The organism is Calothrix sp. CBUCES-K 9914 (genome assembly GCF_059640475.1).
Genome location: NZ_JBXXZH010000093.1, coordinates 18,142 through 31,838, shown reverse-complemented (window position 1 = coordinate 31,838; position 13,697 = coordinate 18,142). Strand labels below are relative to the sequence as shown.

Sequence of the window (13,697 nt, the reverse complement as noted above, 5' to 3'; positions counted from 1 at the left end):
AGCACTCAGCACTCAGCACTCAGCACTCAGCACTCAGCACTCAGCACTCAGCACTCAGCACTCACTACTTATTCAAATAGTCGCATGTTGTATGAGCTAGGGTCGAAACCTCGTGAAAACTTTGTACTAGTGTCGTAGGTACAATCAATAAAGTTGGCACCGTAGTATTTTATATAGTAGAGTTTTGCGCCTCGAAGGTTTGCTTGCTGAAAGTTGGCACCACTGATGTTAGCTCGCGTCAGATTAGCATGGGCTAGATTGGCTAAAGAGAAATTAGCTCCCCATAGTTTTGCTTTGGCTAGGTTAACACCAGTCAAATCAGCTCCCCATAAATTTATCCCAGGTAAATAGGCGCCAATAAGTTTGACTTGACTTAAGTTAACACCTGAGAAGTTACGCTCTCCTTTCTCGTAACGCCGTAGCAATTCAAGAGCATCCATGATTAATTACTATTGGGAGCTTTGTAAGGATTTATTCTTATTTTATTAATTTACCTGCCAAAATGGAAAACTTATCGGGATGCTTTTGGAACTATGGAACTCTACTTATTTCGTCATGGTATAGCTGAAGAACGTAGCGAAGCGATTGAAGATGAAGAGCGTAAACTTACTAAGGAAGGAAGACACAAAACTGAAAAGGTTGCTAAACGACTTGTTGAGATTGGTTTCAAGTTTGATTTGATTTTAACCAGTCCTTTGGTGCGCGCGCGTCAAACCGCAGAAATACTTATAGAAGCGGGACTTTGCAAAGAGTTATCTGAATCAAGTTACTTGGCGCCTGATGGGTCGTTATCAGGTTGGATAGAAGATTGGTTAATTAAGCAAAAATTTGAGAAGGATTATAAGCTGGTGCTAGTTGGACATGAGCCTTCTTTAAGTAGCTGGGCAGAGCGGATAGTGTGGGGCGAAGCGAAGGGCAACATAGTCCTAAAAAAAGCGGGTATGATCGGGATAAAGCTACCTGAAAGTACTACTGCTTTGGGTAATGGCCAAATGTTTTGGTTGACACCTCCCAAGTACTTGCTCTAACGGATATTAGACGTTTCACCAGAAAAATCTGTTAGAACGGATACTGTTATGGCAGTAAGTATTTCTGGTAAGTTAGCAGTCAGCAACTTTTAACTATTCTGATGGTATTGCCATGATGGTGTGCGAATACAAGCCCGGTTTGGAAGGCATTCCTGCCGCCGAATCTAGTATTAGTTTTGTCGATGGGCAAAAAGGAATTCTTGAATATCGTGGCATCCGAATCGAGGAACTAGCTTCTAAGAGTACCTTTTTAGAAACTGCATACCTCTTAATTTGGAACGAACTTCCCAATAAGGAAGAAATGAAGGCGTTTGAAGAAGAAGTTCAGATGCATCGCCGAATTAAGTATCGCATCCGCGACATGATGAAATCTTTTCCAGAAAGCGGCCACCCAATGGATGCCTTGCAAGCTTCTGCTGCTGCTTTAGGCTTATTTTACTCACGGCGCGATTTGCATAACCCTGTATATATTCGGGATGCTGTGGTTCGCCTTCTTGCGACAATTCCGACTATGGTCGCGGCATTTCAGTTGATGCGAAAAGGTAATGACCCAGTACGTCCGCACGATGAGCTTGACTATTCGGGCAACTTCTTGTACATGTTGGACGAGAAAAAGCCTGACCCATTAGCCGCGCGCATTTTTGATGTATGTTTGATTCTCCACGCTGAACATACAATGAATGCTTCTACCTTTAGTGCGCGAGTAACAGCATCGACGTTAACTGACCCATACGCTGTAGTTGCTAGCGCGGTGGGAACTTTAGGAGGCCCTTTGCATGGTGGGGCAAACGAAGAAGTTATCCAAATGCTCGAAGAAATTGGTGAGGTCTCGAATGTACGTCCTTATATTGAGGACTGTATCCAGCGCAAAGCCAAAATTATGGGGTTTGGACACCGCGTTTATAAGGTTAAAGACCCGCGCTCGACTATTTTGCAAGATTTAGCCGAGCAGCTATTTGCCAAATTTGGGCATGATAAGTTCTTTGACATTGCCCAAGAAATGGAACGAGTTGTAGAAGAAAAGTTAGCCCATAAGGGTATTTACCCTAACGTTGACTTTTATTCGGGCTTGGTGTATAGAAAGATGGGTATTCCAACTGACTTGTTTACGCCTATTTTTGCAATTGCGCGCGTAGCTGGTTGGTTAGCACACTGGAAAGAGCAACTGGAACAAAACCGTATTTTTCGTCCAACTCAGGTCTATAACGGGCGCCATGAAGTAAGTTATACGCCTATAGAAAAACGGTAAAACAGTGCTGAGTGCTGAGTGCTGAGTGCTGAGTGATAACTCCTAACTCCTAACTCTTCGACTGACTCAGCACTCAGCACTTTCCACTCAGCACTTTATCAATACCATAAGTAGAAATCGTATTGGTTTTGCGTCGGGCTAAAACCATCCGACGATATACTAAGCATGGGGGTATGACCCAAAGGGTTGCAGAAAATCTTAAACTTACCTAATTGTTCGCAATCAAGAAAGCAAGCAATGTTACAGGAAGTTTATATTTATTTACATAATGGTAAAGTAGTCAACGACTCGGAATCAATGACTTCATAAAGATGGTTATCTTTAGCCTTTAGTTGACTTAAAGAGCGGAAAAATGAACTCAGGAATTGATCTGCAAGGAACTTTTATAGATTCCCTAAAGGAATTGGGACTGCCAGCTGGTACTGCAAAGGCGATTTGGATGCCTTTGCCAATGATACTGATGTTGATTGGCGCCACTGTTGGGGTATTGGTCTGTGTATGGCTGGAACGAAAGATTTCAGCGGCAGCACAACAGCGGATTGGTCCTGAATATATTGGTCCTTTAGGATTATTGGCGCCAGTTGCAGATGGTCTAAAGCTGGTTTTTAAAGAAGATGTAGTACCAGCTTTGGCAGACCCATTGCTGTTTACCCTTGGTCCAATCATTGTTGTATTACCTGTATTTTTGTCGTACCTCATAGTACCGTTTGGACAAAACTTGGTAATTACAGATGTCGGAATGGGGGTATTTTTATGGATTGCACTTAGCAGCGTTCAACCAATTGGGTTGTTAATGGCAGGTTATGCATCCAATAACAAATATTCACTCCTAGGTGGGTTGCGAGCAGCAGCGCAGTCCATTAGCTACGAAATTCCACTTGCGCTTTCTGTACTAGCAGTTGTGATGATGTCTAACAGTCTTAGCACTGTTGATATTGTTAATCAGCAATCGGGTTACGGTATCTTGGGTTGGAACGTTTGGCGCCAACCCGTTGGATTCATTATTTTCTGGATAGCAGCTTTGGCTGAATGCGAACGGATGCCTTTTGACTTACCCGAAGCTGAAGAAGAATTAGTTGCAGGTTATCAAACCGAGTATTCGGGGATGAAGTTCGCACTGTTTTACCTTAGCTCCTACGTTAACCTTGTACTCTCTGCCTTACTTGTAGCTGTTTTATATCTTGGTGGTTGGGATTTTCCAATTCCAATAAACTTGATAGCTAATTGGTTGGGAGTCAGCGTTACAGACCCAGTGTTGCAGGTTGCGGCCGCCACAGTGGGTATAACTATGACTTTACTTAAAGCCTACTTCCTCGTATTCTTAGCAATTTTGTTACGTTGGACAGTACCACGGGTTCGTATCGACCAACTACTTGATTTAGGTTGGAAATTTTTGCTACCTGTTGCATTGGTAAATTTACTGTTGACAGCGGCTTTGAAATTGGCTTTTCCTGTTGCTTTTGGCGGATGAGAAAGGTCAGGAGTCAGGAGTTAAAATTCAGAAGTCAGAATTCAGGAGCTTTAACTCCTACCTTCTGACTCCTGAATACTGACTTCTGAATACTGACTCCTGAATACTGACTCCTGACCTTAAATAAAAGAGAGAGAGAAACTATGCTTAAATTCCTCAAACAAGTTGGTGACTACGCGAAAGAAGCGGTGCAAGCGGCTAAGTACATTGGTGAAGGACTTTCTGTAACCTTTGACCACATGCAGCGTCGTCCTGTTACTGTTCAGTATCCTTACGAGAAGTTGATACCTAGCGAACGCTTTCGCGGTCGAATCCATTTTGAGTTTGATAAATGTATCGCTTGTGAAGTCTGTGTAAGGGTATGCCCTATTAACCTGCCTGTAGTTGATTGGGAATTTGATAAAGCAACCAAGAAGAAAAAGCTTAATCACTATAGTATTGACTTTGGTGTTTGTATTTTCTGCGGTAACTGTGTTGAGTATTGCCCTACTAACTGTTTGTCGATGACGGAAGAGTATGAGCTTTCGACATATGACCGTCACGAATTAAATTACGATAACGTTGCCCTTGGTCGCTTACCTTACAAAGTTACTAATGACCCAATGGTGACACCATTACGCGAACTAGTGTACTTACCCAAGGGCGTTATGGAACCCCACGGTCTTCCCGCTGATGCACCTCGTGCAGGCGCGCGTCCTCAAGACTTAGTTGAACAAGCAGAAAAATAAAGGACAACGTATTGTGAATCTAGCTTCCGGTGTACAGACTGTTTCGTTCGCTATCCTCGCGCTGATGATGATAGGGGCAGCGCTAGGTGTAGTGTTATTTGACAATATCGTCTATTCCGCTTTTTTGTTGGGTGGAGTATTTGCGAGCATTGCTGGTATGTATTTGTTGCTCAATGCTGACTTCGTTGCCGCAGCACAATTACTCGTTTACGTTGGCGCCATCAACGTTTTGATTTTGTTTGCCATTATGTTAGTAAACAAACGTCAAGATTTTGTTCCTTATCCTACAGCTTGGGTACGGAAGGCACTGACAGCAGTAGTTAGTTTTGGGCTGTTTGCACTACTTAGTGCAATGGTCATTGCGACTCCTTGGTCGATATCTACAGCTGTTCCAGCCGGAAACCCCATTGTACTGATTGGTGAACATTTCTTTAGTGATTATTTGTTACCATTTGAACTTGCTTCAGTACTGTTGCTAATAGCAATGGTTGGTGCGATTATCTTGGCGCGTCGCGAGTACTTACCTGAAGTTACAGCTTCAGGCTTGCCACAAACAGTTTTGACTTTACCCGAACGTCCGAGAGAGTTAGTCTCAACGAGTGAAAATGAATAAAATTTTGGTGCGTGACGCTACCAGATGATTGCTTCGTTGAGAAATTGTTGTAGCGTCACGCACCCTACCTCTTCAAAGGAATTTATGCAACTTCAGTACTTTTTGTTACTTGCTGCCGCACTGTTTTGTATCGGTATTTTCGGTTTAATCACTAGCCGTAATGCTGTACGAGTGTTGATGTCTATCGAATTATTGCTTAATGCCGTTAATCTAAATTTAATGGCGTTTTCTAACTACCTTGACCCAACAGAAATCAAGGGTCAGGTTTTCACTGTATTCGTAATTACTGTAGCAGCAGCCGAAGCAGCGGTAGGATTGGCTATAGTATTGGCAATTTATCGTAATCGCGATACTGTCGATATGGAGCAGTTTAATCTCCTTAAGTGGTAGTATTTGTGTGGATTTAAAGCAGGTAATTATTGCTTATAAAGCGCGCGATGCCCAAAGCAAACGTTGGGCAGAGATTTGCGCTAAACAACTAGAAAATCGTAACTGCCAAGTCTTGATGGGACCAAGCGGACCAAAGGATAATCCTTATCCAGTATTTTTGGCTTCCGCAAATCTTGAGATAGACTTGGCTTTAGTGCTAGGTGGAGACGGTACTGTATTAACAGGCGCCAGACATTTAGCTGCTGCTGGGATTCCAATATTAGGGGTTAATGTCGGAGGACACCTCGGATTTTTAACTGAGTCGGTAGATGAATTTAAAGACACCGAAAAAGTTTGGGACAGGTTGCTAGAAGACCGCTATGCAATTCAGCGACGCATGATGTTGCAAGCAGCGGTTTATGAGGGACATGGGAATAATTTGGAACCAGTAACTGAGCGGTATTTATCTTTGAACGAGATGTGTGTAAAACCCGCTTCAGCTGACCGAATGATTACATCAATTTTAGAAATTGAAATTGACGGTGAGGTTATAGACCAGTACGTTGGAGACGGGTTAATTGTTGCAACTCCCACAGGTTCAACAGGTTATACAGTTTCTGCGAACGGTCCCATCATGCATGATGGTATGGAAGCACTAACCATTACCCCTATTTGTCCAATGAGTCTTTCGAGTCGTCCTATTGTTTTACCACCAGGTTCGGTGGTTAGCATTTGGCCGCTAGGAGATTACGATTTGAGTACAAAGCTTTGGATGGATGGAGTTTTGGCTACTTCAATTTGGCCTGGACACCGTGTTGACATTAGAATGGCTGATTGCCGTGCGAAGTTTATTGTACTACGCGAAAACAATTCTTATTATCAAACTCTACGTGAAAAATTGTTGTGGGCAGGCACTAGGGTTAGATATAGCAGTACAAATCATACTAATTAATGATCCCCCCCTACGGTGTACACACATCTCAAAAAAATCCCGAATTTATAATCCTCTCACCCTTCAGGCTAAAGGAGATTTATGTGTACACGGTAGCCTTCCACGCGGGGGGTTAGGGAGATAAAACAGTTGCAAATTAATTCCCAAGAGCCAAAGCTTGCTGTCCTTGAGGGGAAGTTGTATAGCCTAAGAATGCTTGTACAGCAGGACTAGCAGGATTTTTGTAAACGTAATATAGCTTTCTTTGATAAGGATAACTTCCGGAATCTGGTGTCAATCCATCAATAGGAACAACTCGTACAGTTTGCTGTTTCGCAACTTGTGCGTAGGTCGCATAGCCAATACCGTCAGTTCCTAATGCTTGAAGTAAGGGTGTTGTCGCATCCCTTGGTAATGTAGTTATATTTGGCGTTGTACCAAAATTGGTGCCTTTAAGTATTAATTCTTGAAATGATTTATTTGTTCCACTGATAGCTGGTCGGTTAATAACGCGGATAGTTCCTGCTGTTCCTCCAACTGCTGACCAGTTATTTATTTTTCCTTGGAAAATATCTGCTATCTGAGCGATAGTCAAACTACCACTGAAAGGATTACTTTTGCCAACAACAACTGCAATTGCATCATTTGTAATAGGGACAGCAGTTAATCCTTGTGATTGTTCTTGTGAAGTTAGAGGTCGAGATACTGCTGCAACATCAACTCTTCCGGCAATTAGGTCTTGAATACCTTTATCAGAACCACCTGCACTAGTGATTACATTGGCGCCTGGAAACTGTTTTTGAAAACCTAGTTTTAAGCTTTCGTTAATAGTTACCATACTGGTAGAACCATCAATTCTTACAGATGTCCCAGCAGGTACGCTTGCAGGTAATGGGAACGCCGCAGGAATTGTTGTACTTGTACCAGTTTGAGTACTAGTTTGATTATCAGTTTGAGTAGTAGTATTTGGAACGTTAGTATCAACTGTGGTAGGCGCCTGGTCGCGCTTAAAGAAAAACCAGTAGCCGCCGCCAAGCAATGCTAACAATATGAGAATAAAAACGATTGGTGGTGGACCACTTCTTTGAGCCATATGATTTTTCTGGTTGTTTAGATGTTTAGTTAGATATTGGTAAATATAAGCTTATTCAGGTAGCTGTTTGGGACTAGAATCGTTTAACAAAAGCAGGCGCCGATTAATTTCGTCGTCTGCGGTCATTTGCTCCAGGTCAGCCTGAAGTTTCTCGGCGGGGTTTTCGGATAACTCAGCCAAAGCGTTTTGGCGTAAGTTTCTGCCCTGAACGGCGTTTTTGGCAGATTCAAACTGCGAACGAGCCGAACCAATATCGAATTCATTGTTGACTTTGGCGATAGCTCCTAAAGCTTCGTTGACTTCCGCCAAATCCTTCATATTCTGCATATCGGTTTTGTACTGCTCAAGCTTCATCCGCTCACGGTTTAATTTGTCTTTGGAAGCGTTGACATATTGTTCTGCTTGCTTAACCTGCGCTTCAAGTTGAGGCAGCAGTTGTTCAACTTGAATCAGTCTTGACATTGCCAAGCGCGCGGCTTCTTGATTTCCAGCACGTTGAGCGAGCGCTGCTTGATGTTCTAATTGTTTTAATTCTTGAACTTTTTCTTCATACTTCTTGTTAGCTCTTTCGTAAGAACCTACTTGCATTGCAACAGCTTCTGCTAGCTTTTGAACTGATTGCTGCATTGATTGTAGTGATTCTTCTGCCACTGCTACGGCAACTTTTCCACCTTGCTCTACTGGAAGTCCCCACAGCCAGTTCCACGTACCGACTATAGTTCTTCCCGCTCTCTCTCCCATTAACCAATAGACTACTTTTTTCATATCTTTACCGCGTAATAAAATTTTTGCTTCCAGTCTAATTTCAAGTAGTAGTAAACGGCTTCAGTAAATACGCTAGGGTAAATGCAGGCATCAGATATATTAGTTAGTATTGAATAAACGTAGGGTGCGTGAAGGCTATAAAAAACCTTAACGTAGTAACAAGGCTTGTAGCCTTCACGCACCTTATACTACAAGCCAGTATTTTTAAATTCCGCAAAGCAATCAATTAATTTTATATACAGTGCGCTCTGGGCTACAAAACAACCTCAACGTATTAATAAAACTTGCGGTCTTCACGCACATTACGCAAGTCATAATATAACAAATGTCTGATTCATCAAGTATTGTCAATATACATTTAAAAAACAATTTTAATAATATAATCACAATCATCAGTCGGTGCGTGACACCACAAATCACTGCGCTTCGTTTCAGAATCTTAGTAGTGTCACACACCCTACATTAAAATTTATTTAATATTTTATTAATATTATCTTAAATATATTATTTAAATTTAATTAATAGGGATACCCCACAACCACTTCCAAGTATTTACTATTGTTTTTCCAGCTTGCTCACCCATTAACCAATAAATAAATTTTGTAGTTTTACTTCTATTTTGCGAGTTAGAATCAACGCGATGATTTGGGATGGTTGTTTGAGGAGGATTGGATTCTATTCTCGGAATTTGGGAATTTATAACAGGTTTTACAACAGTCGGCGCCGGAGAAAAAACTGGTTCAAGAGCTTGTAAAACTGATTGGGCTGACTGGAAACGCTCTTGAGGATTGTAATGCAGTAATTTATCTAAGATGAGATTTAGCTCGTTACTGACTGCTTGGGTTTTGGGTAAAAAAGAGCGCCAATTCCAGGTTTGATTGTAACCGTCATACATATCCAAAGGACGCATTCCAGTCATGAGGCGAATACAGGTAACACCCAAACTGTATAAATCACTAGATGGAAAAACCATACCCCTCATCTGTTCAGGAGGTGCATAATCCATAGTACCGACACTTGTACCTTGCTGTAGTAAAGCTGTTTCAGTAATGAGTTTGGCAACACCAAAATCAATCAGCACAGGTTTACCGTCTTTTATACTCCTAATAATATTTTCTGGCTTAATATCTCGGTGAATTACTTGCTGCGAATGAACAAATTGCAGCACGGGTAACAAATCTTGCAGCAGTTGCCGAATTTTGGTTTCATCATATACCCCCTGTTGCTGCCATTCCTGCTCCAAAGTTTGACCCTCAATGAACTCCTGTACTAAATACAATCTTCCATCTTGCTGTGAAGAAGCTAACAAAGCTGGAATTTGCGGATGATTTCCCAAGGCATTTAAGCGAACTGCTTCCTGTTGAAACAATTGAGTCGCTTTTTCTTTTGCTTGAGTATTTTGATTAGAGAAGTAAAATTGCTTCACCGCACAAAGGGGTTTGGAAGGAATATCTTCGTCCACTGCTAGGAAAGTTCTTCCAAATCCTCCTTCTCCCAAAAGTTTAATCGGACGGTAACGCTCTTTTAGTAGTAATTTTGAACCACAGTTTGTACAAAATACAGTTGTGTCTGAGTTATGAGGCTGCTGACAGTCAGGATTTATACACAGTGTCATAGAAATGAGGGAAGATTTGCTTCTACATATTATTTTATTAGGTCTGAATTAAAGATAAATTAAGCACATGGTCAGGATAATCAGACTTTACCAAAATCATCACCAAAATTATAACTTTGGCGCCGAATGACAATGGTGCGTACCAATTGGGATTAAAATGCGCTTATTGTTGAGCAAAAGAAAGAATGTTAGAACTACTTGCTTTTCAAAATTTTGCAGCGGACTCAGTTGTTGAGATAGATAAGCAACACTTTTGTAATTTAGTTAAAGATTTAGAGGTAGAACTAACTTCTAGTTGTTCAAGTGGAGTCAAAATAATTATTGCAGAACGCGACCCTCTTAGGTTTCTGGCAAGTTTCATTGCTGCGTGTAAAGCAAAATGCCAAGTTTTTTTATGTAACCCTGACTGGGGTGACAATGAATGGCGCCAGGTTTTAGATTTAGTACAGCCTGATATTATTTGGGGTAAAGGAGAAGCATCACTCATCACTCAGCACTCAGCACTCAGCACTCATCACTCAGCACTCAGCACTCAGCACTCAGCACTCAGCACTCAGCACTCAGCACTCAACACTCAGCACTCAGCACTCAGCACTCATCACTCAGCACTCAGCACTCAGCACTCAGCACTGATTATGATACCTACTGGTGGTTCTGGAGGTAAAATTAAGTTTTGTGTCCATACTTGGGAAACTCTAACAGCTTCGGTACAAGGATTTACTGAGTATTTTAAAATCAATCATCAAATCAATCAAGTCAATTCGGTTTGTTTGCTACCGTTGTATCATGTCAGTGGATTGATGCAGTTTGTACGCGCGTTTACTACTGGTGGAAAGCTAGCTATTTTGACTTTCAAACAATTAGTATCTGGGGAAGTACCTGATATTGACCCAGCTAATTTTTTTATATCCTTGGTTCCAACTCAACTACAAAGATTGTTGGAAGACCCAAAGTTAACTATATGGTTATCTAAGTTTGATACAGTACTATTAGGTGGCGCCCCTGCTTGGGATGATTTGTTAGTGAAAGCTAGATATCACTATATTAGGTTGGCGCCAACTTATGGAATGACAGAAACAGCTTCACAAATCGTTACACTGAAACCAGATGATTTTCTGAGTGGTAAACGAGGTTGCGGCCAAGTTCTCCCCCACGCGCGAGTTTTGATTTGTAATGATAATAACGAAGTATTACCAGCAAATCAAATTGGCAAAATTACTATCCAAGCAAAATCTCTCTTCCTAGGTTACTACTCCAAAAACTCTCTCCCCCTCCTCTCTACTCAGCACTCAGAACTCAGCACTCAGCACTCAGAACTCAGCACTCAGCACTCAGCACTCAGCACTCAGCACTCAGAACTCAGCACTTTTAAAATAGATGATGTTGGTTATTTTGATGAGCAAGGGTATTTAAATATAGTTGGTCGTAACAGTAGCAAAATTATTACTGGTGGAGAAAATGTCTATCCAGAGGAAGTTGAAGCTGAAATTCGTGCGAGTGAGATGGTAAATGATATTTGTGTAGTCGGGATACCTGATAAATATTGGGGACAGGCTGTTACTGCTGTTTATGTGCCAAAATATCCAAATACGTCAACCTTCGCTATTCAAACTATTCTAAAGTATAGCCTGAGTAAGTATAAAATTCCTAAGCATTGGCTGACTGTTTCTGTATTACCACGTAATCTACAAGGTAAAATCAATCGTGCTGAAGTCCAGAAAATTGCTATTGAATACCTGCGTATTAAGACTTCTTGAAATGATTTTACCCTGTGATAATAAATCTTTAACACAGTCGCGGAATTCCCCACCCTCTTATAGGGTGGGGATGGTGCTTCGCAACAACTAGGAGGTACACCCTTCATGGGTGTCCGAGTAGTTGTTAACCTCTGTGCTTGGCAACCTATCAATCCAATCTTCAATTAGTTGAGTCATCGTTTTTTCTTTGCTTGCTGCATATAGCTTTAGCTTATTAAGTCTACGCTCAGTTATACGTAAATTCAATGTTTTATTTTTCATCAATATCGTTACATTGTCTGTACATTTGGTATTATAGATGCATAGGCAATGTAATGACAAGGAGGTGATTATTAGTGACGTTCAAAAGCAAGCAACAAAAAGAGCTAGATAAAGAAAAGAACAAAGAAACGTATGTTTCAACTGTTGTGCAGCATTTAAAACTATCAACTTTAGGATATGCTGTAGTGGGGTGGTTCATATAATCGGTACAAACTTCAATTCTTGTAACCATTTATTCATTGCATCCGGTAACTGCCTTTTCTTACGAGTTGCTGTATCTATACATACGTGTCTAGTAACAGCTTTACTAACAACTAAATCGGCGATAATGATTTCGTAACTAATTTCAAACTGTTCTTCTGTTAACTTTTCTGGGATGAGACGAATTTTAAGCTTGTCACCACAAGCGATGGGACGAAAATAGTCAACGTTGGCGTGAATAATTGGATACGCTACTGGTGAATTAGTAAAAAATTCTTTGAGAATAATTCCTGATACTTCTAAAGATTCTTCGTAAGCTTCGTGACAAATTTTTAACACGTTGGCAAAATATACTACACCTGCGGCATCAGTATCTTGAAACCGAACTGTACGCTGATATATAAAAGGCATTTCTAGCTACCCTGTAAAAATTTATTTTGAAAAACAATTATTATAGTAAGTTCTTTATACTGTTTTACTCGCAGGCGCCTATATTTTGCCAAGATGTAATTTAACTTAAAGGTATATAGATATCTTCCGAATTCGGGTTGAGGTAAGGATACTGTAAATCTATGCCAACTTCATCAAAGTTATTTTTAATAAATTGCATCCTTCCTTGGATAGAATTTTCGCCTTCATGCCAAGCATGTAACAACGCTGACGCGATAATTTGACATCGGTTCATGCCAAAGCTTTCGCTCGATACAAATTTTTGCTGCGGTTCTTCTGCTACTCCTAGTCCCGGCGCCAGAAATTTAGTAAATAATGGTATTGAGGTGTGAAAGTGTACTTGATGCTGCGAATAAACAATTTGTAAAACTTTACGAATTGTTAAAAAGTCTTTCTTTTCAAAATCGAGTATGCATGAGTCATACCGTCCAAAGGCAGCAGGATGACACAAAACGTGGAAACAAAAAGGAATTTGTTCCTCGTTAAGGGCAATAGTGAGAATATCAATCAATGGAATGGCGCCTGTTTGGGCAATATTGAAGTAAATTCGTGCTGCGTTACTTTCATAATTAGGTTGCCCCAAATTGGAAACAGCTATGTAATATCCATTTTGTAAGCGGTTTTTGGGTAACGATATAGATATCACATCGCCACGTTTAGCTGTCGGTGCATTATGTTTTAGATGGCTGTTGTCAGCGTACATAGTCAAGCCATCTTTGATAATGGCTAAACTTGCATCAGGTTCACGTCGTAATACTTCCCAACCTGAATCATAATAACCGATACCGTGGTTGTGTTCGTGGAGTTGCACTCTAAATTCTTCGTCAATTCCCAAAATTGAATTATTCTCTAAGTTATGATGCAGTGCGTAGATTCCAGTTATACGCTCAGGGGGTTTAGCTAAGATATTTTGTAGCGATGCGTTGAAATAAATCCCAAAAATGAAGTTTCGCAGCAGCAGCGAATAGTATTTATGCTGCAATTGAACGGGGTTTCGCTCGAAACGCGCGACTACATCAGCACTCAGAGCAAACTTCTCAAAACTGGGATGACGAATGCAAAAATTCTTGGATATTTCAATATCGCGGGCAATTGCGTATAAGGTATCGAGAGAAGAACTAGCGGTTTGTAGCATTTGTTTAATTTGCTGTTTTAGGAGGGAGTTA

14 protein-coding genes are annotated in these 13,697 nt (G+C 40.9%); 8 read left to right on the top strand and 6 right to left on the bottom strand.

Going from position 1 to position 13,697, the window contains the following annotated elements; genetic code table 11:
- Window positions 1–68: 68 nt before the first annotated feature.
- The gene (locus tag AC2JBO_RS20935) at window positions 69–440 is read right to left on the bottom strand and encodes a pentapeptide repeat-containing protein (RefSeq protein WP_496955583.1); all 372 of its coding nucleotides are present in this window, start codon (window positions 438–440) and stop codon (window positions 69–71) included.
- 93 nt (window positions 441–533) lie between these two features.
- Between AC2JBO_RS20935 and sixA the strand changes: the two genes are divergently transcribed.
- The 7 genes from sixA (at window position 534) to AC2JBO_RS20900 (ending at window position 6,410) form a co-directional block, all read left to right on the top strand.
- Window positions 534–1,028, top strand: a complete 495-nt coding sequence (sixA, locus tag AC2JBO_RS20930) for a phosphohistidine phosphatase SixA (protein ID WP_496955582.1) — start codon at window positions 534–536, stop codon at window positions 1,026–1,028.
- Between the two features lie 112 nt (window positions 1,029–1,140).
- On the top strand, window positions 1,141–2,277 hold the full coding sequence (locus AC2JBO_RS20925) for a citrate synthase (RefSeq protein ID WP_496955581.1): 1,137 nt from the start codon (window positions 1,141–1,143) through the stop codon (window positions 2,275–2,277).
- Window positions 2,278–2,629: 352 nt separating this feature from the next.
- Window positions 2,630–3,748, top strand: coding sequence for an NADH-quinone oxidoreductase subunit NuoH (gene nuoH / locus AC2JBO_RS20920; protein ID WP_496955580.1), 1,119 nt, complete (start codon window positions 2,630–2,632; stop codon window positions 3,746–3,748).
- 143 nt (window positions 3,749–3,891) lie between these two features.
- Window positions 3,892–4,476 (top strand): NAD(P)H-quinone oxidoreductase subunit I, encoded by a 585-nt coding sequence (ndhI, locus tag AC2JBO_RS20915; RefSeq protein ID WP_496955579.1) that lies wholly within the window; start codon window positions 3,892–3,894, stop codon window positions 4,474–4,476.
- Window positions 4,477–4,489: 13 nt separating this feature from the next.
- Window positions 4,490–5,089, top strand: coding sequence for an NADH-quinone oxidoreductase subunit J (locus AC2JBO_RS20910; RefSeq protein WP_496955578.1), 600 nt, complete (start codon window positions 4,490–4,492; stop codon window positions 5,087–5,089).
- Window positions 5,090–5,173: 84 nt separating this feature from the next.
- Window positions 5,174–5,479, top strand: coding sequence for an NADH-quinone oxidoreductase subunit NuoK (gene nuoK / locus AC2JBO_RS20905; RefSeq protein ID WP_496955577.1), 306 nt, complete (start codon window positions 5,174–5,176; stop codon window positions 5,477–5,479).
- Window positions 5,480–5,486: 7 nt separating this feature from the next.
- Window positions 5,487–6,410: an NAD(+) kinase gene (locus tag AC2JBO_RS20900; RefSeq protein ID WP_496955576.1), complete on the top strand. Its 924-nt coding sequence runs from the start codon at window positions 5,487–5,489 to the stop codon at window positions 6,408–6,410.
- A 136-nt stretch (window positions 6,411–6,546) separates the two neighbouring features.
- Here AC2JBO_RS20900 and AC2JBO_RS20895 read toward each other — a convergent pair whose 3' ends face one another.
- From AC2JBO_RS20895 to AC2JBO_RS20885, 3 genes are all read right to left on the bottom strand, one after another.
- Window positions 6,547–7,482: a phosphate ABC transporter substrate-binding protein gene (locus tag AC2JBO_RS20895; protein ID WP_496955575.1), complete on the bottom strand. Its 936-nt coding sequence runs from the start codon at window positions 7,480–7,482 to the stop codon at window positions 6,547–6,549.
- Window positions 7,483–7,533: 51 nt separating this feature from the next.
- Entirely contained in the window at window positions 7,534–8,247 is a 714-nt protein-coding gene (locus tag AC2JBO_RS20890) for a PspA/IM30 family protein (protein WP_496955574.1), read from the bottom strand.
- Between the two features lie 514 nt (window positions 8,248–8,761).
- Entirely contained in the window at window positions 8,762–9,862 is a 1,101-nt protein-coding gene (locus AC2JBO_RS20885; protein ID WP_496955573.1) for a protein kinase domain-containing protein, read from the bottom strand.
- A 185-nt stretch (window positions 9,863–10,047) separates the two neighbouring features.
- Here AC2JBO_RS20885 and AC2JBO_RS20880 point away from each other — a divergent pair, with 185 nt between their 5' ends.
- On the top strand, window positions 10,048–11,619 hold the full coding sequence (locus tag AC2JBO_RS20880; RefSeq protein WP_496955572.1) for a 2-succinylbenzoate--CoA ligase: 1,572 nt from the start codon (window positions 10,048–10,050) through the stop codon (window positions 11,617–11,619).
- A gap of 456 nt (window positions 11,620–12,075) precedes the next feature.
- Here AC2JBO_RS20880 and AC2JBO_RS20875 read toward each other — a convergent pair whose 3' ends face one another.
- Window positions 12,076–12,492: an acyl-CoA thioesterase gene (locus AC2JBO_RS20875; RefSeq protein ID WP_496955571.1), complete on the bottom strand. Its 417-nt coding sequence runs from the start codon at window positions 12,490–12,492 to the stop codon at window positions 12,076–12,078.
- 100 nt (window positions 12,493–12,592) lie between these two features.
- Window positions 12,593–13,666 carry a T3SS effector HopA1 family protein gene (locus AC2JBO_RS20870; RefSeq protein ID WP_496955570.1) on the bottom strand — a complete coding sequence of 358 codons (1,074 nt, stop codon included), beginning with the start codon at window positions 13,664–13,666 and terminating at the stop codon, window positions 12,593–12,595.
- Between the last annotated feature and the right edge of the window lie 31 nt (window positions 13,667–13,697).